This window comes from Paenibacillus sp. G34 (assembly GCF_056856875.1).
The window spans coordinates 3,872,583-3,897,939 of sequence record NZ_CM166469.1; the positions used below are offsets into that span (position 1 = coordinate 3,872,583).

Consider the following 25,357-nt stretch of genomic DNA (forward strand, 5'->3'; position numbering starts at 1 on the left):
CTCCCCTCCTCTCCACTTCTATAGACGACGACTGGTCAACTGACCCCTGCAATTTTTATTAACTTTTTATAAATAGTCTCCCAATGCCATATTCTAGTTATATTCTTTGATCCTACAGAAGCCTAATTAAGCAATTAAATTTCCTCAATAGAAACGTGATATAGACTAGAAAATAAAATATATTGGCAATCCAATGTATTATGGAACCAAATAATATCAAAAAAACAGGCACAGAATGACTTCTGGCCTGTTTATTAAATTAACGTCCGCCATTGCGGAAACGTTGCGTATACGCTTTGGCATCCTGCACATTTTTGACACGATTCCTGCTCCACTCCAGCAAAATTCGGTCAATGTACCTGAAATGCACTTTCCCTGCAAACACAGCTTCCTTCAAAGCCATCAGAATCAGTTCTTCCTGATAGCGATCCTGATCCAGCCAGCTGGATATCGTCTCACACTCCATTGGCGATAGAGGTCGACCAAATTCCTTTTCAAAAATAGAGAACATATTTCGCTCTTCCTCTTCTTTTTGAACACTGTTCGAATCTAGACGTGAAGCGTTGCTTTTTTGTTGTTCAGATCGGGCTTGTGATGCTTCTTCCGCAGTACACATGGCAAGCTTGGCATACAAGCCGTGCAAGTCATAACGTTCATACTGAATATCCCGCTCTTCGTCCCGATGCTCATCGATGGTAATATAACCATCCCTCATCAGACGCTGCAGCATTCTGGCAATGCCTTCGGGAGCCAGTCCCATCCGAGATGCAAGCTCTTCGAGAGTTGGGAATTCATTGAATTCTGCCTGACGGAAACCCAGCAACTGAATCAGAAGCAGTACCTCTGAATCGGATAAACCCAGTTGATGATAAAAACGCAATAAGGCATACGGCAATTGAGCTGTACCTGCGGCCATACCATAGGCAGCTCCACTTACCCAAGCTTTGGAGGACATGTCTTCCATATATTCTTTTCCGTTCAACATTAAGGGTACAGACGATAGAGCATACGAGGGAATGCAATAGTCTCACGAACATGGTCAAGTCCACAGATCCAAGCTACCGTCCGCTCCAATCCCAGACCGAAACCGGAGTGAGGAACCGATCCATATTTACGCAGATCCAGGTACCACTGGTACGCTTCATCCGAAAGGTTGTGCTCCTCAAAACGCTGTTGCATCAGTTCTGGATCATCGATACGCTGCGATCCACCAATGATCTCACCATATCCTTCCGGTGCAATCATGTCCGCACAGAGAACAACTTCAGGGCGAGTAGGATCTGGTTTCATGTAAAACGCTTTGATTCCAGCCGGGTAGTGCGTAATAAATACAGGAGTGTTGTATTTTTCCGCAATCGCTGTTTCATGAGGTGCACCGAAATCTTCGCCCCAAGGAATGTCAAAACCTTGTCCATTCAAGAACTCAATCGCTTCGTCATACGTAATACGAGGGAACGGAGCTGTAATGCCTTCCAGTTTAGAAACGTCACGTCCGATGGACTCCAGCTCTGCACGGCAATTTTTCACCACAGATTGAACGACATGTGCGATGAATTTCTCTTGCACGCGCAAGCTTTCCTCGTGATCGACAAATGCCATCTCCGGCTCAATCATCCAGAACTCAATCAAGTGACGACGTGTTTTGGATTTCTCAGCACGGAACGTTGGACCGAAGGAATACACTTTGCCCAGTGCCATAGCCGCGGCTTCCATATACAGTTGTCCACTTTGCGTCAGATATGCATCCTCATCAAAATACTTGATATGGAATAGGTTCGTTGTTCCTTCAGCAGATGAAGGTGTCAAAATCGGCGGGTCTACCTGCGTGAATCCGTTACCATCAAAAAACTGCTGGACGGCGCGAATAATCTCTGCACGAATCACCATTACGGCACGTTGCTTGGTCGAACGAAGCCACAGATGACGATGATCCATCAAGAAATCAACACCGTGCTCTTTCGGTGTAATCGGATAGTTTTCAGTTAGATGGATGATTTGAACCCCAGTAACGGTCATCTCGTATCCAGATGTACTACGCGGCTCTTCACGGATAATACCTGTAACATAGACAGAACTCTCTTGCGTCAAACTTTTTGCATCATTCCAAATGTCTTCGCTAACTTCACTCTTCACTACAACACCTTGAATATATCCCGTTCCATCACGCAGTTGCAAAAACTGAATTTTACCGCTGGAGCGTTTGTTATTAATCCAGGCGCCGATGGTTACCGTCTCACCCACATGCTCATTCACATTACGAATTACACAATTCGTATCCATGTCCACATCTCCCCTTGGTTCCATAAATTTGAAAATGCAGCGGACAGGTGTAACCCTGCCCTCTGCACTTCCTTGTCATCCTGTATTTACTTTACAGTTAGATTACTTAGAATTCAATACGATTCGGTGGGTATCACGTGCAATAACCAATTCTTCATTCGTAGGCACTACAAGAACATCTACTTTTGAATTCTCTGTTGTGATACGGCGCGGTTCACCCGAACGAATTGCATTCAATGCATCGTCGAGTTCAACACCAAGGTAAGTCAGTTGCTCACACACTTTTTGGCGAAGAACAACGGAGTTTTCCCCGACACCTGCAGTAAACACAATCACGTCTACACCGTTCATTGCCGCAGCATACGAACCAATGTATTTACGCAAGCGGTATTCGTACATTTCAAAAGCAAGCGTTGAGTTCGGCTCACCTTTCTCCATGCCTTCTGTAATTTCACGCATATCACTGCTGATTCCGGAAATCGCCAGAAGTCCACTGTGTTTGTTCAACATGGAGCTAACTTCGCTTACGCTAAGTTCTTCCTTGTTCATAACATAAGGTACAATCGCTGGATCAAGGTCACCACTGCGTGTTCCCATCATCAAACCTTCAAGCGGAGTCATACCCATCGATGTATCCACAGATACGCCGCCTTTAACAGCAGTCACACTACCACCGTTACCTACGTGACAAGTGATAATTTTCAAATCTTCTAGTGGACGGCCAAGATACTCGGCTGCCGCTTTGCTTACATAATCATGCGATGTTCCGTGTGCACCGTAACGACGTACTTTATATTTTTTGTAAAGTACGCGAGGAATAGCATACAGATACGCGTGCTCAGGCATCGTTTGGTGGAATGCTGTATCAAATACCATAACTTGAGGCACACCTGGCATATTCGCCTCAGCCGCACGAATACCCATCATTGCAGCTGGGTTATGCAGTGGAGCAAGGTCAAACAAACGACGGATTTCGGTTTTTGCAGCGTCGTCTACCAGTGAGGATTCTTTAAACGCTTCACCGCCGTGTACTACACGGTGACCTACGGCCTGGATTTCGCTAACGGAAGCAACTACACCGTGTTCTTTATCTGTCAAAAGATCAATGACTTTACGGATTGCAGTTGTATGTTCCAAAATTTCACTAACTTCCGTAACTTCTTCACGCCCAGTCGGCTTATGCGTCAGAATGGAAGAATCCATTCCGATCCGCTCTACCAATCCTTTTGCAAGCACAGACTCATCTTCCATATTATACAATTGATATTTGAGCGAGGAACTCCCCGCATTAATTACGAGTATATTCACAGCCGGTCACCATCCTTGTCGTACTTGAAGAATCCTTCTCCTGCTTTCACGCCCAGATGACCTGCACGCACCATTTTCTTCAGGACAATCGAAGGACGATATTTCAGTTCTCCGAATTCACGGAACATTCTTTCAAGAGCTGCTTCAACGGAATCAAGTCCGAAACGGTCAGCCATTTCGAGTGGTCCATGCTGGAAGTTATAACCGATACGCATTGCATCATCGATGTCTTCAGCAGAAGCTACACCTTCTTGCAGAACGTGCAGCGCTTCGTTGATCAGCAGGCAGATCAGACGGGAAGTTACAAACCCAGGGGATTCATAAATCATAACGCCTTTTTTATCTACAACTTCTTCAACAAAACGGCGAGTTTCTTCAAATGTAGTATCCGACGTTTTCAGTCCACGAATAATCTCTACAAGATCAACCCGGGATACCGGGTGAATAAAGTGCATACCAATAACACGCTCTGGGTACTTGGTCGAGCTTGCAAGCTCGGTCAAACTCAGCGTGGACGTATTACTTGCCAAAATCACATTGCTTGGACATACTTGATCCAATTGATTAAAGACTGCTTTTTTAGCTTCCAGATCTTCCGAGATCGTTTCAATAACCATATCGCAAGAGCCCAGTTCAGCCAAGTGTGCTACTTTCGTAATGCGGGAGAGAATCAATTTCTTCTCCGCTTTGGTAATCGCCCATTTCTCAAGCTGTTTATCCAAATTTGTTTCAATCATGTCATATGCATGATCAAGCTTCTTCGTCGTGTGTTCCACCAGAAGCACATCAAGTCCTTTGGCTGCGAGCATCTGGGAAATTCCTTGCCCCATCGTACCGCCGCCGACAACTCCTATTTTTTTGAAAAACATGGTTCTGCTCCATCCTTTCGGTTCTCTATTTCTCTATTGTACCCTGTTCGCCGAAAATTACAAATTTCGACCCAACAACTAATAATATCTTAGCACGACTGAAATGTAAAAAAAAATAACCAGCATAAAGAAATTATGCTGGTAAACGTGCACTGTCACGAAATTGACAACGAAATTGTTCTCCTGACAAAACTTCCTCCCGCATCAGAATATCGAGAGAATTGTCGAAAATTGACCGTTGCTCTTCAAGCCGGCGTTTCGTCTGCTCCATCAGTTCCTGGAGAATGACTTTATTTTCACGCATTAGCTCTTCGGTAGTTACCATATCCATATTCACAATTCCAAGTGACGTCAAACCCGATGCCATCATCGTCTGTACCACATTCGTCGCCTGTTCAAAGTCATTGCGCGAACCAGTGGAACGCCCGCCGTAGTACATCTCTTCCGCTGCTGCACCACCCAGTGCAATCATGATTTGCTCCTCTAGGAAACGTTTCGTATATAGAAACTGCTCCTGCTGCGGGTTATGACGCACATAACCTAGAGCCTGTCCACGTGGACTAAGTGCTACCTGACTTACACTTCCAGGGCGCACAAGCTCTGCCATAATGGCATGTCCCAGTTCATGAATGGCTACTCTTTTCTTTTCCTCGACACTTGACTCACGATCGGTTTTCTCACCCATCATCACTTTATCAATCGCAAGAGATAAATGACGCTGTTCGATGGTAAGCAAACCCTCACGCATCGCATAGATCGCTGCTTCATTCATGACACTTTCGAGCTGTGCACCTGAGAATCCGTAAGACTCTTCCGCCGTTTTTTCCAGATTCACTTCCTGTGTCAGCGGTTTGTTGACGGCATGCAACTCCAGAATGTGTTTTCTGCCCTTTTTGTCAGGTAAATCCACCTGAATATGACGGTCAAAACGCCCTGGGCGAGTTAACGCACTATCCAGCATCTCTTTGCGGTTAGTAGCCGCAATCAGCAATATTCTAGGCGTATCGGAAGTATAGATTCCGTCCATTTCGGTCAGCAACTGATTTAAGGTCTGATCATACTCGCGCTGCTGGCCCCCTTCACGTTTACCGCCGATCACATCAATCTCATCGATAAAAATGATAGCATTCTCCTTGTTTTCCTTCGCAGCCCGTGTTCGGGCATCCTTAAACAAGTCTCGAATTCTGCTGGCACCTACACCTACATACATTTCGACAAACTCACTGCCTGATGCAGCGACGAAAACCGAATCCGTGTAGTGAGCCGCTGCTTTAGCCATCAATGTTTTCCCTGTTCCCGGAGGGCCCGTCAGCAAAATGCCTTTCATTGGTCTTATCCCGAACTTTTGGATTTCTTCATGACGGATTAGAAAGTCAAGCGCCTCTCTTAACTCTTGCTTGGCACTATCCTGACCACCAATTTCTTCAAATGTTAATTTGGAAGGTCCTTTTTTCTTCCGTTTACGCTCTTGTCCAGCTCCTACCGTAATTCCGCCGCGCATCTGCATCATGAATAACAAACCACCAACCAGCAATGCAGCAATCAAAATCGGAACCATATTCACACCGATAAAAGCAAGAAAAATGATTACAACTGGAACAAATCCTATGGCTGCTTCTTTTGTCCATTTAGGCATTAGGCCACACTCCTATCTGACCGGGTACACGCGGCAGTATAATGAACTTGCTGGCTTCTCCGTCTCGCAGACTCACATAAACATTGTTGTCATCCATCGCTGTATTAACTTTGATTCCCCCCGTTGCCATCTTCGACAACGTCGGTGTAATTTCGGCATATTGTTTGTTCTCCATCGCTTGAGCTACCGTAAACATGGCATCCCCCCACCAGTTTTCCAGTGCTTCATTGGAGTGGTCCACGACGTCTAGTTTTAACGCACGCGAGCCGATCAGGTTCTGGCCTTCTCTATGAATATATTGAACCAATCTACCCAAATCTACATTTGGCTTCAAATCAAGTTTCATTTGCACATCATTACGGTTAATAGTTAACTGAACACTGTTCACACCTTCGTACTGAGTCACCATCTTTTCAATCGGACTTTGTACTGCTACTTGACGATATAAGAACCAACCTCCAAATAACAGGACGGCAGAAACAACGGCAGTAAGAACAATAGGCAATACTTTCAGCTTCAAATGAATTACCCCTCCCAAAAATGAGCCTATCCTCGTTCTACAGGCTTATATATTTAGCTGTACATGTTTGTCTGCAACGTTAATTGCAGATTTATTTGCGTTTGTCATTAATTTCAGTACATAAATGAGTATATCATATCGTATATACAATATCGAAGGTGAAAATATGAATAAATTATTAATTTTAACTATTTAAATCTCATCCGATGATTGGAATGCGAAAAAACCGGTTCAGTCGGTATCCCGTCTGCCGGTTTTTTGCTTATTGTTATGAGAAACGAATTTGAATTGAAGTTCTTTTGATCAGACCAGAGTACTGACGAGGTTAGCTATTCGGTAACGTATATACCAAATCTACTTGCTCTCCATTGCTAAACCGATAAAAACGATAATAATTATGCGTATCATCGTTATAGTACACTTGCCATACGTAAATATTATTCACGACACCTGGCATGATCCGTTTGATCTCACCACCCGGCACGTCAGAGCTGAATCGGTTACGAATCTGCGTTTCCGACATACCGTTCTGCAGTAACTCACTGTGTACTCCTGCAGTGCCTTCTACAGGCTGATTGTTATTATCAAACTTGACCCAGACCATGATATCTTGATTATCTTTGTTTTTGGCTGTCATCGTCCAGTAGATGTTGTCAGCATCACTCTTTTCGCCCCACACGTACTTTCGCAGCTCATCGGGTGATGTAACTCCCAACTGGCTTTGGGCCGCTTGAATCGCCAATGCCTCTTCCTGACGCTGATCCTGCGTGACGTAGATGTAATATTGCTGAAGTCCAAACAGGATCAGAACGAGAATGAGCAGCGATATCCAAATCCACTTCTTTTTTTTCTTCAAGAGTTGAACTTCCTTTCCCTAAAAACTGCGGATTTCAGGTGCTTCTTAACGAGCAAGCAGTTGATCAAAAGCCAACTGGGATTCCCGCAAAATGCGCTCTTCATCCAATGTCAAACATTCACCATGCTTGACGACCTGTTTTCCGTCTACCCATACATGTTCCACATCTTTAGCTGAAGCGGAATAAACGGAATGGGAGATTAAGTCCGTATGCGGATAAAAATGAGCTTGTTCAATGTTCAGTGCGATAAAATCGGCCTTTTTGCCAACTTGCAGAGCTCCAGTATCTTTCAAGAAGATGGACTTCGCACCGTAACCTGTTCCCAGAAGCAATGCTTCACCAGCAGGCACGGCGGTTGGGTCACCCGATACTCCTTTATGAATTAAAGCTGCCAGTCTCATTTCCTCAAACATATCCAGATTGTTATTGCTTGCCGGTCCGTCTGTTCCCAGAGACACGGTAACACCTGCTTTTAACAGAGCAGGGACACGGGCAACACCCGATGCAAGCTTCAAATTACTTCCTGGATTATGAGAGACAGCTACATCATGACGTGCCAAGATCTCGATCTCTTCGTCGTTCAGATGCACAGCATGAGCTACGAGTGAAGGACGTGAGAAGAAGCCATGCTTCTCCAAATGCGCCACAGGACGCAGGCCGTAATCGGTCACATTCTGCTCCACTTCACGTAATGTCTCAGACATGTGGGTATGAAGTGGCAGGTTTAAATCATGTGCAACCTGTACAAGCTTCTCTATGTAATCTGGAGGGCATGTATACGGTGCATGCGGGGAGATCACGGTTGTGATGCGTCCATTAGCCTGTCCATTCCATTCACGCGCAAATGCAGCGGACTCTTCGAGTTTCCGCATCTGCTCTTCTTCGGAGCAAAGTCCAATTACGCCACGAGCCAGTGCAGCTCTAGCCCCTGACTGTTCAACCACTTTAGCCACCTGATCCATGTGATCATACATGTCCAGGAAAGCCGTTGTTCCGCCTTTTAACATCTCAAGTACCGAAAGGGATGCTCCCCAATACACGTCCTCTGACGTCATTTTCGCTTCCATTGGCCACATTTTTTCTTGCAACCACACTTGTAGTGCCAGATCATCACCATGCCCACGAAGAAGAGACATCGCCGCATGACCATGCGTATTGATCAGACCCGGCAGGAAGAGTAGTCCTTTTCCATCGACTTTGGACAAGTTTTCGTCTCCATCCGGCAGCGTCTCACCAATATGCACAATCTTGTCATTTTCAATGACCATATACCCTTGAACTACAGTCCAGTTCGCGCCTTCATTAACTGCGAATTTACCATTGTGGATTACCCATTTATTCATTGTTGTCATTCTGCTCTTCTTCCTTCCCATTTTCCAAATAATAAGCCAAGCTAAGCAAATCCGTTGTAAAATCAGCATGATGAATGCGAACATGTGGAGGCGTTTTTAGAATCGTTGGTGCAAAATTCAAGATCGCCTCAATTCCCGATTCAATCAGTTGGTCGGCAACGTTCTGAGCTTCTATATCCGGTACGGTAATAATGCCGATACGGATGTTATCTTTCTGTACCGCTTCCGTAAGCTCTTCCATCGGTTGCACCGTCAGGCTGTTGATTTTGCTGCCAATCTTCGGCCCAAAGGCATCAAAAATAGCTACAATTTTCATATTGTCCTTCAGATATGCATTGTAATTGGACAGTGCGTGTCCGAGATTACCGGCTCCGACCAGAGCCACATTAATTTGCTGGTCGATTTTTAAAATGTGACGAATCTTCTCAATCAGGTAAGAGACGTCGTAACCGATTCCTTTGCGACCAAAATCTCCGAAATAAGCCAAATCTTTGCGGATCTGAGCCGGGTTTAGATCCAATCGCTGGCCGAGCTCCTGCGAGGAAACCGTTGTCACCTCACGCTGAACCAACTCGTTCAAATAACGCAAATATACAGGCAAACGCCTTACTACCGCTTCTGATATTTTATCCGATTTCATTCTTGCTCCCCCTTACCATTGCCACGATAAAATGTAATAAATATTGAAAAGATGAGCATTCTGTATACATGCAAAATCCATGCATATTCCTCATACAGAATGCCCGTATTATTGGGATTATAAGTTCAAATATGCGTTGCCCTTTCGAAGTCTTCCTCGAGTTTAACGCCATGTAGATGTGCAATGCAATATTATAGCCTACAATTCATTAATTTTGCTTCTCAGCTGCACGATCAAGCCATTCAGCGATGCGTGGAACCATCTGTTCCGTGAGCATATGCTCCATTTTGGGTCCCGGCAGTGAATACAGGAAGTACTTGCCGTAGTAAGCCTCAATCACTCTTGTATCATATACAATGACGATACCGCGATCCTTCCCCGTACGAACAAGTCGGCCAAATCCTTGCTTGAACCGGATGACAGCCTGAGGCACAGATAGCTTCATAAATGGATTTTTCTTCTGCTCTTGCAACAATTCACTCTTCGCTTCAAGGAGAGGATGGTTGGGAGGCTGGAACGGCAGTCTTACGATGGCAAGACAGGTCAGCGCTTCTCCCGGAATATCCACACCTTCCCAGAAACTGCTCGTCCCCAGCAGAACGGCAGCTTTGGCATCCTGGAATCGACGGGTCAGCTTGGAGCGATTGCCGCTGTCCACACCCTGGCCGAGTAGCGAGATATCATTACCGGACAAAGCCTCTTTCAGGGGTTCATACACTTGACGCAGCATTTTATAGGAGGTAAACAGCACCATCATGCGCCCTTGTGTTGCAATGGCGGTCTCTGCAAGAGAATGCACCAGCATCTGTACAAAATGTGCATCTCCTACACTGCCTTTCAGACTTGGAAAATCACGCGGTATCACTAACAATGCCTGTTCCCGATAATTGAACGGAGAAGGAAGCATTGAAGTCAGAAGCCGGTTATTGTCGGAAGCTTCCTGTAAGCCAAGCTGCTCAATCATGAACTGGAATGACTTATCGACCGATAGCGTAGCCGAAGTAAGTACAACGCTTTTCTTTTTATCAAAAAACATCTCTTTCAGTTGTGCACTTACATCTACCGGAACAGCATACAGCTGAAGTGACTTGCTGCGGAATTGACCGCTCGCCTCCATCCAGTACACCGTCTTGGCATCATCCATACGCATGAAGAACCTTAAATTCTCCTTCATCGTCGTCAGATCTTTCAAGAGTCCAGTGATGTCCGTGATCAGACTGTCGGACTGATAATCATCCTGATCCTCTTTCACTTCGAGCAGCAACTTGTCCCCTTTACGAACCAAATCACCCAAAGTCACAAAAATCTGGTTCTCCAAATCCTGCAACTCCTGCCACTTCGCGGGCTTTTGAGATGCTTTAAGGCGTAGCGAGAACTGTCCGGTCTCCCCTGGAGAAGCATCAGTCCGTTCAGGCAAAAGACCAAACAGAGCATCGCTCAGACGATCCCACATTTCCTTCACTTCCACGGCGAGAGGAAACATCTGATCCACCATTGAACCCCACTGTACACCGTTCTCGTGCCCTGACAATTGAGAGCGAAGCATCGGAAGCTGACCATTACGACTATCTTTAAACAAGCGTGTCAGTGTGTGTACGAGAGTAAAGTACTTCATATGAAGACCCAAATGTTTACCCGCAACATCCTCCAGATGATGAGCCTCATCAATAACCAAACTTTCATATGCCGGCAATAGCTGATGGGCAGCCTTCACATCGGTAAACAGCTTGGAGTGGTTGGTAATGACGATGTCAGATAGCCCTGCCTCATGTTTAGCTCGATGATAGAAGCACTTGCGGAACCACGGACAAGATCTGCCCAGACAGGACTCAGACTCGCTCTGTACCGTTTCCCAGAAGTCTCCTCCGCGTGCGCTAAGGTTCAGTTCTTCATCATCACCTGTTTCCGTTTGTGTCAGCCATACGATCATCTGTGCTGCCGTGAAGTAGTCCTCTTTCGGCGTAGCAAATTCACGTTTGTTGATTTTGTGTTCGAATTTACGGAGACAGAGATAGTGCCCTCTCCCCTTGAACACGGAAGCTTTGAACGGAAAAGGAACCACCTGCGTCAGCATCGGAATATCCCGTTCACGCAATTGTTCCTGCAAGTTAATGGTGTGAGTGCTTACCATCACCTTCTGTTCTTGTTTTACACTTTCATAAATAGCAGGTAACAAGTATCCCAGAGATTTCCCTGTTCCCGTTCCGGCCTCCAGCAAAAGATGTTTCTCCTCATCCAGCGCCTGCCGCACGCTGCCAAACATCTGTGTTTGTGCTTCACGCTCTTCATAATGATCGAGCGTTTCTTTGAGATTGGTTCGCACTTGATCCATGAACTGATCAAAGCTCACACCGTCCAGCGGGTTCGCTTCTCTCTCATCACGGGGTGCTCCAATTTCTGTCCAATCGCTGACATTCAGTGCGAGCTGGCGGTAATACGTATGGCCATCAAGGTCTTGAATCGGTTCAGCTTCCTTCTCCGCACGTAGCCCGTCAAAAAACCAGCCCAAATCACTGTCCTCTGGTGCAAACAGATCGCTAAGACGCTGAATTGTAATTAGCGGTAGGTCTCTCAGTTCATCCAGACATTTAAGTAACACATGAGCTGTTGCCAGTGCATCACTGTCTGCCTGATGGGGACGATCGTGCTCAAATCCGAATTCAGACGAAACATAACCGAGCTGGTATGAACCCAGCGACGGAAACGTAATTTTCAAGAAGTCAATGGTATCCAGAATGCGGCCTGTAAACGGTAAATACCCGCAACGGTCGAGCGCATTCTGCAAAAAATGAAAATCAAATGCAACGTTATGGCCCACCAAAACCACATCGTCAAGTAGTGGTACCATCTCCATCATCATCTCTTCAAGAGACGGAGCATCTGCGACATCTTCTTCTGTAATTCCAGTCAATCCCGTAATAAATGGCGGAATCGGCACACCCGGATTTACATAAGAACTATATATTTGAGTTATGCTGTAATCATGGTCTATGATGGCAAGTCCGGCCTGAATAATCTCACCGTCGGACTGCGTGCCGGTTGTTTCGAAATCCAAAACGGCAAATTTCATTGCAATATACGATCCCTTCCATTCCAGTCTATGTTACAGCATAGCAAAAAAAAGGGCATTTGAAAATTAACTGACAAAAAAGCGGTGTTTCCGCCGCTATGCCAAAGGAGGAAACACCGTTCTTTTGTTGCCAAATGTGCTTTTCAATTCAGGGCAATTTGGACATGTCTTGAAACAGACTGAAGTGCATGTGCAGATTTTCAGACACACCCTAGCTGGTTTGCATATTGCAATTTACCTTTGTTCAACCTGCAAGCTTCCATATTGTACAGAGGTTCGGTCAACGTCGGGTCAAACTGAAGGGCCTGTGCAAACAAGGAACATGCTGCTTCCGGATTGGAAAGCTTCGCTTGAATACAGCCCAGTGCGTTACATACAAGGCCTTTGAGTCTTGCTGATCCCTTAAGCAGCATAATCTGCTGTAAATGCGTTTCAGACTCGTATATCTGCTCCAGACTTAAGTGAGCGAGTGCCAAATAAAAGCGGGCTAAAGCACTATCCGGGTAGTCGTGTACCACCCGTGAGAATTGATCAATGGCTTGTGCATACATCTGAAGTTTGAAGTATCCTTGCCCGCGGCTAAAATATTCCAGATGAAGTTCAGGCAGAGCTGTTACCGCTTCTTGCTCCGGTTCAAGGGAACCCGGTTTTTCGAATTCCCGTTCCCGGATCTGACTCATCTTTTCTTCAAACATCAGCCATTCATCCAACATCCCGTCACTCATACGTTTGAGCAAACTCCATTTCTGTTGCAGCTCCTGTTTGTTCAGACCTTCAGCGGAAGGATAGCTCTTGATTATTTCATCTAACATGTCGTTCATTTCGGCGAAAACATGCTGGAACATCGATGCATCCCCACCCTTGGAAAATGGATTAGTGCAGTGACCTGTACTCATTTTTTGCTGGATGGGCCGATTTCATTCGTGCTCCCAGTCGATTACAAAATCGTGGCGTGAACTTCCTTTTTCATCATCTGAACCGGTTTGTTCTGACCATCCACGAACACTACCGTTGGTTGATGTGTATTTGCTTCTTCCTGAGACATCATGGCGTAGGAAATGATAATTACCGTATCTCCAGGTTGTACAAGGCGAGCCGCTGCACCGTTCAAACAGATAACCCCGCTGCCACGTGGACCTGGGATTACATAGGTTTCGAGCCGAGCACCATTGTTATTGTTCACAATTTGCACTTTTTCATTTTCCATCAGATCTGAGGTTTCCATCAGATCTTCGTCAATGGTAATGCTACCCACATAGTTTAAGTTAGCTTCCGTAACAGTAGCACGGTGGATTTTGGATTTCATTAATGTTCTAAACATGGGACAGCACCTCCATTTTCTGAATACGTATATTATCAATCAGTCTTGTTTTCCCAAACTTCACAGCCAGTGCAATCAGCAGATCATCATATGCCTTCAATTCGTCTTCGTCTGCAAGTGGCTCCAGACTTGGAAAAGCCTGAATCTCTGCATAATCAATAATCGCATGTGCTGAGTTGCCAATATGTTCGCGCAACAAGCGTCGAATATCATCCGCTGTTAAGGCTGTCCCTGCTTCGGCTGCTTCTTGTGCCGCGCGCAGTGCCTGAGACAAAACTAGGGCCTCCTGACGCAGTTCTGGACTCAAATAGACGTTACGTGAGCTGAGCGCCAAACCGTCCTGCTCCCGAACAATGGGACAAGGCACAATGTCAACTGGCATATTCAGATCATTTACCATTTGCTCGATCACTGCCACCTGCTGCGCATCTTTCATGCCAAAAAAGGCTTTTTGTGGCTGCACCATATTAAACAGCTTGGAAACCACGGTAGTTACCCCGTTAAAGTGCCCTGGCCGAGATGCCCCACATAAGCGATCGGTAATCCCGGATACCGTAATCGTGGTTTGCGTCGGCTGGGGATACATCTCCTCCACGGAGGGAATAAATACGATATCCACTCCTTCAGCACGAGCCGTTTCGACATCCCGTTTCTCATCCCGCGGGTAACTCTCAAAGTCTTCATTTGGGCCAAACTGAATCGGATTAACAAAGATACTTAGGACAACAATATGACTCTGCTGTCTCGCTACCCGCATTAAGCTGGCATGGCCTTGATGCAGGTATCCCATAGTTGGCACCAGGCCGACCACGGTATCTTCGGAATGAACGGTTTGATTTTTACGCATCAAGCTTAGTTCCTGTCTTAACTCTGCGATCGTACGTATGACTTTCATCAGCGAATTTCCACCTTTTCTTTGCGTTGTCCATACAATCCATCGAGCACACCATCCGCTGCACTGAAGACATGTTCTTCAGCCGGAAAAGAGCGATTCTTCACTTCTTTTACATATGTTTCGATACTACTGCGAATCAGACTTCCTACATCGCCATAAGTTTTAACAAAACGTTTCGGTGTGTAAGGCGAAGCATATTGAACCACATCGTGGAAAACTAACACTTGACCGTCACACCCACGCCCTGCTCCAATGCCAATGGTTGGGATCGACAATTCCTTCGAGATTGCCTCGGCCACTTCTTCCGTCACGAGTTCAAGAACGATGCCAAATGCACCTGCTGCTTCAAGGGCTTTGGCTTCATCCATCAGACGTTTGGCATCTGCAGCATCCTTGCCTTGAATTCGATAACCACCGATCTGATTTACCGATTGCGGTGTCAGTCCGATATGTCCAAGCACAGGCACACCTGCTTGCACAACAGCTTTGACCGTCTCCGCGATTTCAACGCCGCCTTCCATTTTGACCGCATGAGCATGCCCTTCCTGCATCAACCGACGTACACCCTTCAATGTTTCATCGATACTTCCGTGGTACGTCATAAAAGGCATATCTGCAACGATAAACGTATGTTCCGCACCACGCACAACGGAGCGCGTGTGATAGACCATATCATCAATCGTGACTGGTAAGGTCGAGTTGTAACCCAATACGACATTGCCCAGTGAATCTCCTACCAAAATCATGTCAATGCCTGCTTCTTCAGCGATCAGAGCAGTCGGATAGTCATACGCTGTAATCATGCTAAGCGGGATGCCATCCTGCTTATATTTTTTCATCTTCACAATGTTTAATGCTTGTTTGTTAGCCATTGGTCTTGTGCCCCTCTCATCTTTTCAATTAAACGCAACAAAAAAAACCTTTTAGTTTTCCACTAAAAAGTCCCGAAAAGTCAAAAAAGAGTCACTTGCGATCGTCCCTTCTGTCTCGGTCCTCTTCGGCTCAGAGCAGAATCCAACAACACATTAGTTCTTATTCCTTTGTTTCCTTGCTATTGCTGTCCTACTTGTCTGCGTAAAACGCATCAAGCAGAACAAAGGTTACTGCTCATCGGAGTGCAGCTCGGTCATAATAGCCCGATACCGCCTCACGAAAACAGTATACCAAAGTTCTGCTCAAAGTTCACGTCTTATGTTCGAGATGATCCAAGAAAAGTCGACAAAATGTCAGCTTTTCCAAGTTACTTCGCCAGATATGATCAGTTGGCGTACCCCTTCTAGCGTCTGCACAACCAGAGCTCCTGAAGAGTCCAGTCCTACAGCGGTTCCCTCAATGATGCCATGAGGATTCGTAACCGTAACCTTTCGATTCAGCGAGACGGACAGTGCTTCCCATAGTGACGAGATGACTCCAAATCCCTCTTTTTGATATAAGAAATACAGATGTTCCATCTCGGTCAAAATAGCAGCCGCAAGTCCGGTTCGATCAATTGTCCGTCCTGTTTCAATCTGGATCGACGTGGCGATTTGCTTCAAATCTTCTGGATAATCTTGAAGATCAAAGTTCACATCTACGCCAATGCCCGCAATGCAATATCGAACCTGATGATCCTCCACCGCAGATTCAAGTAAAATACCACATATCTTACGGTCATTAATCAACAAGTCATTCGGCCATTTAATGCCAGCCTCTGCGCCTGTGAATGTTTTAATCGCTCGACATACAGCCACACCCGTCATAAGAGTAAGCTGGGGTGTATGGTGCAACGGTAATTCAGGGCGCAACAGCACGCTCATCCATATCCCTTTTCCAGGAGGAGAGAACCACTTGCGTCCAAATCGCCCCCTGCCTCCCGTCTGTTCTTCTGCGAAGACCACCACACCTTCCCCCTCACCCTCTTCAGCCAGCTTGAGAACATCAGCCTGTGTAGATGAGGTTGAGGACAGCATGATCGCTTTGCGACCAAATGTCGCGGTCTTCAGTGCCAGTTGGAGAGCTGTCCCGTCGATACTTTCCGGCTTGGTGATCAGACGATATCCTTTACGGGAAACAGCTTCAAACTCATACCCCATATCCCGCAGTTTATTGACATGTTTCCATACCGCAGTTCGGCTGATGGACAGATGCCTGCTAATTTCCTCGCCTGATACAAATTGTCCTTCAGCATGAAGCAACATATGTAATAAGTCCTCATGCTTGGTCATTCGCAGCCACCCGTTTCACTTCAGCACATAACGCCTCATGCTGATTCTTTATATTTCCAATCGCCGTTTCCCTGAGCAGATGTTTCATAAGTTGTCCGAGCCAAGGTCCGCCTTTGCGGTTCACTGATTGCAACACCTGCTCACCAGTGATTTCGAGTTCTTTTATTTCGTGAACTGGCATGGATTGACTCCAGCTTGCAGCGTGAGACTGAACCTTCACCATCCGTTCATGTGCGTTGTTCGAACTGTCACGCCAATGTCTGGGTAATTGCTTTTGCAGCAACATCCAGTCGTTGGCGGCCTGTGCACCACAAGTTAGCACCGTAACAATCCAGCGTTCCCGCAGCTTCTGTTCATTCTCGCACTGCTCTACAAAAGCGGTCACTTGCTGCTCCACCTGAAGCACCCCTGTAATACGAACACGTTGCTCATTTGAAAAGGTCCATTGTCGCAATAACTTATCTGCTTCTTCCCTGTCATAATGACCGGCTAGCAATACACAGGACCATCGCAATAATACATGCTCTCCTGACAAATGCTGCATGCCAGCAAGCAATTCTTTATTGAATCTGGAGGAATCCACTGGAGCTTTGACATACTCTAGTGCCCGGCTCCGGAATAACAATTCCAATCCTTTGAGCGGATGAGGACCCGCCATCATTTTTACCATCTCGGTACGGACTCGTTCCATAGCAATATGCCGAAGCAGTTCGCGTTGTTCGACGAGTCCTTTCCATGTGTTGTACGCAATCTTGAAATCAAAGACGGAAGCGAACCTTACACACCGCAGCATACGCAGCGCATCCTCACCAAATCGCTCAACCGCCAGCCCCACACAGCGGACAAGCTCTTGCTTAATATCAACTTGTCCGCCAAAAGGATCAACCATAGCTCCCTTCACATCCATTGCAAGAGCATTCATGGTGAAATCCCGGCGCTCTAAATCTTCCTTGATGTCCTGAACAAACTGTACTGCTGCTGGTCTGCGATTATCCTCATACTCCGACTCGGTTCGAAAGGTCGTCACTTCAAAGTAAAAACCGCCCGAGCGAACGGTCACTGTCCCGTGCTGTAATCCTGTCGGTATACAGTCATCAAATAACGCCATAACTTGCTCTGGGGAAGCAGAGGTCGTAATGTCCATGTCATCCACAGCGCGCCCCAGCATTTCATCACGAACACAACCGCCAACCCAATAGGCTTCGAAACCATGATCATTTAATCTAGCGAGTACGTTCTCACTCTGTTTTGCCATTTCACCATCGGCTTGTGTCCACTGAACCACCACATATCACCTCTTTTCTTACCTGCTGTGGTTCGTTCCCTAAATCATCCGGAAACAGGATTCAGACTCGGGATCTCTCTTCCAAGCACACGATAATAGATCTGTTCATATTCCTGCCGGATGGAATCATTGCAGAAATCATGATGTGCACGATGAAGGCATGCCTCACGGATATCCGCAGCCAAACGCTCATTCGTCAGAAGACGGATCGCATTCTCAGCCATGGACTTCGTATCCCCGATCGGAGAGAGGAATCCTGTTTTCCCATGCACAACAAGTTCCGGAATACCGCCAGCCTCTGAACCGATCGTAGGCACACCACATGCCATCGCTTCAAGTGCTACCAGACCAAAGCTCTCTTTCTCGGATGGAAGCATTAAAATGTCGGCCATCGATATCACCTGAGCAACATCATCCTGTCTTCCAAGAAAATGAACCTTTTCACTCAAGCCGAGTTCTTTAATTTTACATTGAATTTTGGGCAAGTCCGGGCCTTCACCCACAAACAACAATTTCGCTGGAACTTGCTCCTGAACTTGCCGGAATACTTCCACTACGTCTTGTGTTCGCTTGACTGGACGGAAGTTCGAGATATGCATCAAAATTTTTTCATGAGGGGCAGCAAAATCACGGCGCAGACTCGCTGCATCTCTTGGGTAATAGACACGTTTATCTATAAAATTATAGGTCAGATCAATTGGACGCTGAATATCCAGCAGTTCAACCGTTTCGCGAATCAAATCCTGAGAAACAGCTGTTACCGCATCACTTTCATTGATTGCAAGACGAATCAGATCTTTCAACGATTCATCCTGAGCCAGTACCGTGATATCCGTTCCGTGCAGGGTTGTAACCACTTTGAGGTTGTCCCCGACCATCTGTTTGGCGAGAAAAGCGCATACCGCATGCGGTACTGCATAATGAACGTGTAACAAGTCTAGCTGTTGAGCCTTTGCCACCTGAGCCATTTTGGTTGCTAAAGACAGGTCATACGGAGGATACCGAAACACGTAATAATCGTTAACCTCTACTTCGTGATAAAAAATGTTTTTCTGAAACTTACCTAATCTGAACGGAATGCTGTTCGCAATAAAATGTACCTGATGCCCTTGTTCGGCCAGCAATTTGCCGAGTTCCGTTGCGACAACCCCGGATCCTCCGAGGGACGGATAACAGGTGATTCCGATTTTTAACTTTTGATCCATCCGGTTGGACGCTCCTTTGATCTCCCGCATATTGCAGGTTGATATCATGCAACGGAAATTGATTGATGCCATCTCCGTTCAAGTGTAAATATATGGTTCTATCTATATACACAGGTAGCGCCGTTTAGACGCCAAACTGTTTCACTACATAAGGTGTTGTCGTTGCAAATCCTTCTGCAAACGGGATGAAGCTTCGTTGTCCAAGTAAGGAATCACGTGCCCTTACCCGTTCAATATAACCTTGATTCAGCGGTGTAGATACAATGCCTGCGCCCTGCTCGAACTGAGAACGATAACAGTGAAGTGAGGCTTCCTTTTGTTCATAGTGTTCCGTAATATCTACAATCAAATCCGTAGGACCGATATCGTTAATAAAGTAAAAATAAGTTTCCTTCACTTGCACGGCTGGCATGTCCGGCATATAATTTCGAAGCTTCGCATTAAATACCGCTTCTTGCACCAGTTTACTGCACATAATGTGATCCGGATGACGGTCCTCCCAATACGGTGCGAAAACGATGCGCGGAGCATGTCTGCGAATCTCAGCAGTGACCGCTTGTACATGTTCCGGTGTAACATAAAGCCCACGGTCAGCTAGTCCGAGATTTGTTCGACACGAAAGACCGAGGACGCGTGAGGCTTGCTCCGCTTCCTCGGTTCTGCGCTCCACGGTGCCATTGGAGGACATTTCCGCACGGGTCAGGTCACATACCCCAACCTTTAACCCGGCAGCTGTATGCTTCGCAATCGTTCCAGCCATGCCAATCTCTGCGTCGTCCGCATGTGCACCGAAGATGAGAATATCGAGACTCATTGTGAGTCACCCGTATTCAATCCCGCGTCTGGCTTGTACTTATGTACTAACTCCCTCCAAGCAAAATCACCACGATCGAGTGCTTTTACAAGGATTTCGGCTGTTGCAATATTAGTAGCCAGTGGAATTCCTTGTACATCGCACAGGCGAAGCAGTGCATTGATGTCCGGCTCGTGTGGCTGTGCCATCAACGGGTCACGCAGGAATATAATCAGGTCCATTTCATTTTGTGCAACCAAAGCGCCGATCTGCTGGTCGCCACCAAGTGGCCCGGATTCAAACCGATGAATCTGCAGCGATGTGCCTTCCATAATTCGAAGACCTGTCGTACCTGTAGAATATAATTGATGGTCTGTAAACACAGGTTCATAAGCAGTAACGAAGTTTACCATTTCTTCTTTTTTGCGATCATGGGCAATAAATGCGATTTTCAACATGACAATCTTAATCTCCTTTAGTCGATAAAGTGGTCAAAGCCGTAAACGAGTCCTGTGTATTCCATCACCTTTTGTACGCCAATCTTGACTCCTGGCATGTAACCAGCACGTTCATATGAATCATGACGAATCTTCAGCGACTGTCCGTAATCCCCAAATACGACTTCTTGCTGTGCAAACACACCTGGCAAACGCACGCTGTGAATGCGGAATCCGTTATAATATCCACCGCGCGCACCTTCAATCGTTTCTTCTTCGTTTGGATTGCCTTGACGGATTTCTTCACGATTCGCTGCAATCAATTCAGCTGTTTTGATTGCTGTTCCTGAAGGAGCATCCAGCTTCTGATCACCGTGATATTCGATAATCTCCACGTTAGGCATGTGTTTGGCTGCCTGTGCTGCAAAACGCATCATCAGGATCGCTCCAATGGAGAAGTTAGGTGCAATTAGTCCACCAATACCTTTCTCCTGGCATTGCTTGTCCAGTTGTTCAATCTGTTCCGGCGTGAAGCCGGTAACACCCATGACAGGTCTTACGCCATGGCGGATTGCAATCTCTGTATGAGCAAAAGCAAATTGAGGCACTGTAAAATCAACCATGACCTGTGGTTTGGTTTCAGCAAAAGCCATCTCGATATCATCGGTTACCAATACGCCACACTCCGGCAGTCCTACCAGCGTTCCTGCGTCTGTGCCTGCTCCGGAGCGGTTGACAGCGGCTGCAAGCTCCAAATCCGGGTCTTGCAGTACCAGTTTTACAACTTCACGGCCCATCCGTCCAGCCGCTCCGATCACGGCAACTCTTATCACTTCACTCATCTTCGCTGCATCTCCTTCGCTATGTTAGTTCATCTAATCGTTTTAACCCATGCATCTCATCTAGTCTATAACTGTCTGACTTAATTGTGATGAGCACTTATTGCATCGATTTCAACCGTTGCTGCGTTTGTTGTAACATCTGATACAACTGCCCGTTCTGCGGATCAAGCAAAATCGCTTCCTGCAGCGCCTGAAGGGCACTTTCATATTCATTCAGATCACTGTAAGCCAGAGCCAGCATGACATGTGCTTCCACAGATAGTGGGTCCAGTCTGGTCGCCTCTATCAGAAGCCGAGAAGCTTCCACATACGGCTTGGATGTTTCTGGCGCAGCCTGTTCAAGCAGCAGTTTCGCCCTAAGTGTCAATTGCTTCGCCTCAAGAGTCTGCAGATGCAGCACATATTCTTCGGCGCCCCCGGATAGTTCTACCGCCTTGCGGGCATATTCTAGCGCAGGAAGCAAATGTTTGCTGCGGGCGTGTGTAATGGAACAGCGATAATACAACTCGGCATGTTCCGGGTGAGCATGGATGGCCTCTTCGAACCAGCGAATGGCCTGCTCAAAATCATTTTGCAATATACAGCGATAAGCCTGCTGCATATAATCTTCCGGTTTCATCATCAAGCTGACCCTCCCCGTGCGGGTGATGGTACAGCATATGTAATCTATGCCTAATCGGTGTTTTTTGGAGTCCACCGATTTGCGTCGCGGGTATTAAATTTATGCATGACTTTGTCATGTGCCTCAGCCAAATCAATACCAAGCGAGTTTGCAAAACATATGGTAATAAACATAATATCACCAAGCTCAAGTTCAATGGAATTGGCAGCTTCGGAAGCCTTTTTCGGTTTTTCTCCGAATTCGTGATTCACTTCACGGGCAAGCTCTCCAACCTCTTCAGACATCCGGGCCAGCATGGCCAGAGGACTGAAATACCCCTCTTTAAACTGAGAAATATAAAGGTCAACCTCACGCTGCATTTCCGCCATACTTTTCTCCATGAGAGCAGGTTCTCCTTCTATTCTGATGTCGTGTTTGTTCCTAATAATATCAGTTATTGAGGTTGACTTCCACCCATCTTACAGCACAAATCGTTTTAATATCCGGCACTAATCATTTTTAAAGATTATAGAAACAGGTATACTAAGATGGGAATGATAGCTTCCTCATTCTAATCCAAGTACAAAAGAGGGATCTTATGAGCAATGCCAAAACGTGGGTTCAACTTAAACTCGTGCTGCCCATATTGCTGGGGACAGCCTTGTATGCCTTCGGGCTTCTTTATTTCATTATCCCCAATCAGCTAATGGAGGGTGGACTTACCGGAGTTACCGTGCTGATTAACTACGCCTTCGGGGTATCGCCATCCCTTACCACCCTTATTTTGAATGTTCCGCTATTTCTCATTGGTCTTAAAGTACTCGGTAGCAGGCAAATGATCTATACCGGCATTGGAATCGCGGCGCTAACCGTATTTCTATGGCTGTTCGAGAAGATGATCCATCAAGGCTGGATCGAGCCGTTACATACCGAAAACGACCTTCTATTAGCTGCTCTATATGCCGGTGTAACTTTGGGAGCCGGCCTTGGTATCGTTTTCCGCTGGGGTGGAACGACAGGTGGTTCCGACATTATCGCACGTATTCTCAATCGAAAATATGGATGGAGTATGGGACGTGTACTTTTAGGCATCGATTTTGTAATCATTGGCCTTTCTCTCATTTACATCCCCAAGGAAAAAATACTGTATACGCTGGTCGCTGTATTTATCGCATCCAAAGTGATCGATTTCATTCAGGAAGGCGCATACTCAGCTCGCGCATTTATGATCATCAGCGACCATGCTCCCCAGATTGCTGATCAAATTACAAAGGATATGGATCGCGGCGTTACGCTTATTCCAGCCATCGGTGCTTACTCGAAGCAAGCGAAACATATGGCTTACTGTGTCATTTCGAGACAGGAATTTCGGAGGTTGCAGACCATTGTCCGTTCCATTGACCCCCGAGCATTTGTCATTATCAGCGATGTGCATGATGTTCATGGGGAAGGTTTCAAAGAAAGCTGACACCGCACAAGAATACAGAACACACAAGAAAAAAACCTCTTCCCACATTATATAGCCTTCTCATTGGCTGTTTGTGGCAGGAGGTCTTTTTTTGAAATTTGATGATCCATAAAAGTATAAAGATGATGGGACGACTTAACGACGATATGTAAAAATATCTTGCTGCAAGGCACGATACTTGCGATAACCCGCATAACTAAGGGCAGCAACGATGACTGAGCTAATAACCAACCCTGCTGCCCTGCGGTCTGGACCTTGCACAAAAGGCACAAAGGCACTTTCATCTTTTTCACGTCCAAACAGTTGATTTACCAGTTCTTCTCCGTTAGATGTCATGCTCCGAAGCTGTGATGCATCAGATTGCTTAGCGTGAGTCAGTCCTTTGAGGTAAGATAACCACGCATCCATCTGCGCGATCTGATATGGCTCAAGATGAATGATTGCGGCTGGACGGATCGTTTCGTAGTGCTCTTCAAGAACAGTAAAGCGATTCGCCACGATTGCTGCACTCTGGTTCTGATTAGCTGCTAAAGATAACGCATCCAGATCATTCTTCACAATTTTATAATATTGAAGCCAGAGCGGTTTGGCCGGATTGGCGAGACTGTCCGCAGCAAGCCTTAGTTTGGCTGATGCCTGTTGAAGTAAGTGCTTATCCCCTTTGAACTTAGCTGCTGCCTCCTTGACCTCTACTACGGTTTCAGACAGCGCATGAATGCCCTCAACAGAGGTTCGACCCTCGAACGAGATATGCCCAAGACTATTACTGATACGCGTAATGCTGGCGCGTACCTCCTCCATATTATTTTCGAGCGCTCGGCGATATAATATAGCAGCTTCTTCGTTCAATTGTGCAACCGTATAATTCGAAGACACTTCCTTATTCACATTTTGTATGGATTGATCATTTTGTGCAGATACCCGGTACGAACCATTTTCCCAAAGCAGCAGAGCCATGAGTGTTACCACTAGCCATCCCGCTATATTCCTGAATGTTATCTTCATGGACATCCCTCCCATCATCAATGTATGGCGAGAGATGTCCGGTTAGAACAAGCTAGGTTTGTATAATCAAGCCCTTTTGGCCTGCTTTAATGCAAGCCAGCCTGCGAAAATGCTCACGATGGTCAACGTAAACGTAAAATTGCGAACAGCCTGTACATGTTGGTACAAGGTTGCAGGTAGCCACGGGTAAATGTCGTATGTATAATCCATCGTATCGTTCAGTAGTGTCCAAAAACCTGCCAAGATCAATGACAAAAGGCGGAAGCCGAAGAAACGCACATAAATTAGTGCTTCAATCGCCATTGCACTGTGGGAAGCGATCAGCATCCAGTCTTGCCAGTGTTGTGTTCCTCCTTGAGCCCATCCAGCAAAAATGATAGACACTGCCCAAACGCCATATTTTACAGATGTGACCACAGCCAGAGCCTGAATGACATGTCCAATCCGCTGCAACACTTTAGACTTCACAGGATACAGTACCCATAACAGAGCTAATGTGAAAAACAAACTTGCGGTTGGGCTATCCGGCACAAATACAATTTGCCATACCGGTTGCTCAGCAAGCGTCATTTTCATTTGCTCGCCATACCAGATATAGCCGTAAACCGTGCCTAGCGCATTACACCAGAACAAAAGCCACAGGAAATACCGATTGGTCAGAAATTCCCTGCTCCAAAAAAACGATAAAGCCACGACCATTGCACCTGCTTTCTTAAAAAGACTTCAAAAAAACCTGACCGCATAACGATCAGGTTTTTTCATTAATTCG

25 protein-coding genes are annotated in these 25,357 nt (G+C 46.2%); 1 reads left to right on the forward strand and 24 read right to left on the reverse strand.

The annotated features are described in order from the left end of the window. Window positions 1-259: 259 nt before the first annotated feature. The 22 genes from AC1VYS_RS17440 to AC1VYS_RS17545 all read right to left on the reverse strand — a co-directional run bounded on the left by AC1VYS_RS17440 (window position 260) and on the right by AC1VYS_RS17545 (window position 22,516). On the reverse strand, window positions 260-964 hold the full coding sequence (locus AC1VYS_RS17440) for a DnaD domain protein (RefSeq protein WP_482934390.1): 705 nt from the start codon (window positions 962-964) through the stop codon (window positions 260-262). A gap of 20 nt (window positions 965-984) precedes the next feature. Beyond that, complete coding sequence (asnS, locus tag AC1VYS_RS17445; RefSeq protein WP_482910764.1) at window positions 985-2,280, reverse strand: asparagine--tRNA ligase; 1,296 nt, start codon at window positions 2,278-2,280, stop codon at window positions 985-987. Between the two features lie 102 nt (window positions 2,281-2,382). Further along, window positions 2,383-3,588, reverse strand: a complete 1,206-nt coding sequence (locus tag AC1VYS_RS17450) for an acetate/propionate family kinase (RefSeq protein WP_482910765.1) — start codon at window positions 3,586-3,588, stop codon at window positions 2,383-2,385. Next, the gene (locus AC1VYS_RS17455; protein WP_482910766.1) at window positions 3,585-4,457 is read right to left on the reverse strand and encodes a 3-hydroxyacyl-CoA dehydrogenase family protein; all 873 of its coding nucleotides are present in this window, start codon (window positions 4,455-4,457) and stop codon (window positions 3,585-3,587) included. Before AC1VYS_RS17455 ends, AC1VYS_RS17450 begins: the two co-directional genes overlap by 4 nt. Before the next feature lie 133 nt (window positions 4,458-4,590). Beyond that, the gene (locus AC1VYS_RS17460; RefSeq protein ID WP_482910767.1) at window positions 4,591-6,093 is read right to left on the reverse strand and encodes an AAA family ATPase; all 1,503 of its coding nucleotides are present in this window, start codon (window positions 6,091-6,093) and stop codon (window positions 4,591-4,593) included. Continuing rightward, window positions 6,086-6,613 (reverse strand): hypothetical protein, encoded by a 528-nt coding sequence (locus tag AC1VYS_RS17465; protein WP_482910768.1) that lies wholly within the window; start codon window positions 6,611-6,613, stop codon window positions 6,086-6,088. Before AC1VYS_RS17465 ends, AC1VYS_RS17460 begins: the two co-directional genes overlap by 8 nt. 325 nt (window positions 6,614-6,938) lie before the next feature. Then, on the reverse strand, window positions 6,939-7,469 hold the full coding sequence (locus AC1VYS_RS17470) for a DUF5590 domain-containing protein (protein ID WP_482910769.1): 531 nt from the start codon (window positions 7,467-7,469) through the stop codon (window positions 6,939-6,941). Window positions 7,470-7,514: 45 nt separating this feature from the next. Then, the gene (locus AC1VYS_RS17475) at window positions 7,515-8,822 is read right to left on the reverse strand and encodes an amidohydrolase (RefSeq protein WP_482910770.1); all 1,308 of its coding nucleotides are present in this window, start codon (window positions 8,820-8,822) and stop codon (window positions 7,515-7,517) included. After that, on the reverse strand, window positions 8,806-9,462 hold the full coding sequence (locus AC1VYS_RS17480) for a redox-sensing transcriptional repressor Rex (protein WP_482910771.1): 657 nt from the start codon (window positions 9,460-9,462) through the stop codon (window positions 8,806-8,808). Before AC1VYS_RS17480 ends, AC1VYS_RS17475 begins: the two co-directional genes overlap by 17 nt. 208 nt (window positions 9,463-9,670) lie before the next feature. Continuing rightward, window positions 9,671-12,532 carry an ATP-dependent DNA helicase DinG gene (dinG, locus tag AC1VYS_RS17485; RefSeq protein WP_482910772.1) on the reverse strand — a complete coding sequence of 954 codons (2,862 nt, stop codon included), beginning with the start codon at window positions 12,530-12,532 and terminating at the stop codon, window positions 9,671-9,673. 200 nt (window positions 12,533-12,732) lie between these two features. Next, the gene (locus AC1VYS_RS17490; RefSeq protein ID WP_482910773.1) at window positions 12,733-13,428 is read right to left on the reverse strand and encodes a tetratricopeptide repeat protein; all 696 of its coding nucleotides are present in this window, start codon (window positions 13,426-13,428) and stop codon (window positions 12,733-12,735) included. Between the two features lie 41 nt (window positions 13,429-13,469). Continuing rightward, window positions 13,470-13,853, reverse strand: coding sequence for an aspartate 1-decarboxylase (gene panD / locus AC1VYS_RS17495; RefSeq protein WP_482910774.1), 384 nt, complete (start codon window positions 13,851-13,853; stop codon window positions 13,470-13,472). Continuing rightward, window positions 13,846-14,700 carry a pantoate--beta-alanine ligase gene (gene panC / locus AC1VYS_RS17500; RefSeq protein WP_482915037.1) on the reverse strand — a complete coding sequence of 285 codons (855 nt, stop codon included), beginning with the start codon at window positions 14,698-14,700 and terminating at the stop codon, window positions 13,846-13,848. The genes panD and panC overlap by 8 nt, the downstream gene beginning before the upstream one ends. A gap of 47 nt (window positions 14,701-14,747) precedes the next feature. Beyond that, complete coding sequence (gene panB / locus AC1VYS_RS17505; RefSeq protein WP_482910775.1) at window positions 14,748-15,620, reverse strand: 3-methyl-2-oxobutanoate hydroxymethyltransferase; 873 nt, start codon at window positions 15,618-15,620, stop codon at window positions 14,748-14,750. 354 nt (window positions 15,621-15,974) lie between these two features. After that, entirely contained in the window at window positions 15,975-16,952 is a 978-nt protein-coding gene (locus AC1VYS_RS17510) for a biotin--[acetyl-CoA-carboxylase] ligase (RefSeq protein ID WP_482910776.1), read from the reverse strand. Continuing rightward, window positions 16,939-18,237, reverse strand: coding sequence for a CCA tRNA nucleotidyltransferase (locus tag AC1VYS_RS17515; RefSeq protein WP_482910777.1), 1,299 nt, complete (start codon window positions 18,235-18,237; stop codon window positions 16,939-16,941). The genes AC1VYS_RS17510 and AC1VYS_RS17515 overlap by 14 nt, the downstream gene beginning before the upstream one ends. A gap of 44 nt (window positions 18,238-18,281) precedes the next feature. Then, window positions 18,282-19,442, reverse strand: coding sequence for an N-acetyl-alpha-D-glucosaminyl L-malate synthase BshA (bshA, locus tag AC1VYS_RS17520; RefSeq protein ID WP_482910778.1), 1,161 nt, complete (start codon window positions 19,440-19,442; stop codon window positions 18,282-18,284). A 124-nt stretch (window positions 19,443-19,566) separates the two neighbouring features. Continuing rightward, a complete protein-coding gene (gene bshB1, locus AC1VYS_RS17525; RefSeq protein ID WP_482910779.1) occupies window positions 19,567-20,256 on the reverse strand; it encodes a bacillithiol biosynthesis deacetylase BshB1 in 690 nt (229 codons plus the stop codon). Then, window positions 20,253-20,693, reverse strand: a complete 441-nt coding sequence (mgsA, locus tag AC1VYS_RS17530; protein WP_090917168.1) for a methylglyoxal synthase — start codon at window positions 20,691-20,693, stop codon at window positions 20,253-20,255. The genes bshB1 and mgsA overlap by 4 nt, the downstream gene beginning before the upstream one ends. Window positions 20,694-20,710: 17 nt before the next feature. After that, complete coding sequence (gene dapB, locus AC1VYS_RS17535; RefSeq protein ID WP_090917170.1) at window positions 20,711-21,514, reverse strand: 4-hydroxy-tetrahydrodipicolinate reductase; 804 nt, start codon at window positions 21,512-21,514, stop codon at window positions 20,711-20,713. Between the two features lie 97 nt (window positions 21,515-21,611). Next, entirely contained in the window at window positions 21,612-22,136 is a 525-nt protein-coding gene (locus AC1VYS_RS17540) for a tetratricopeptide repeat protein (RefSeq protein WP_482910780.1), read from the reverse strand. A 50-nt stretch (window positions 22,137-22,186) separates the two neighbouring features. Further along, window positions 22,187-22,516, reverse strand: coding sequence for a nucleotide pyrophosphohydrolase (locus AC1VYS_RS17545; RefSeq protein WP_482910781.1), 330 nt, complete (start codon window positions 22,514-22,516; stop codon window positions 22,187-22,189). A 197-nt stretch (window positions 22,517-22,713) separates the two neighbouring features. Here AC1VYS_RS17545 and AC1VYS_RS17550 point away from each other — a divergent pair, with 197 nt between their 5' ends. Then, the gene (locus AC1VYS_RS17550; RefSeq protein WP_482910782.1) at window positions 22,714-23,583 is read left to right on the forward strand and encodes a YitT family protein; all 870 of its coding nucleotides are present in this window, start codon (window positions 22,714-22,716) and stop codon (window positions 23,581-23,583) included. Between the two features lie 135 nt (window positions 23,584-23,718). Here the strand turns inward: AC1VYS_RS17550 and AC1VYS_RS17555 are convergent, their stop codons facing one another. Together AC1VYS_RS17555 and AC1VYS_RS17560 are read right to left on the reverse strand one after the other, a co-directional pair. Continuing rightward, complete coding sequence (locus AC1VYS_RS17555) at window positions 23,719-24,588, reverse strand: sporulation protein YpjB (protein WP_482910783.1); 870 nt, start codon at window positions 24,586-24,588, stop codon at window positions 23,719-23,721. 66 nt (window positions 24,589-24,654) lie between these two features. After that, entirely contained in the window at window positions 24,655-25,281 is a 627-nt protein-coding gene (locus tag AC1VYS_RS17560) for a DUF1405 domain-containing protein (protein ID WP_482910784.1), read from the reverse strand. Window positions 25,282-25,357: the final 76 nt, after the last annotated feature.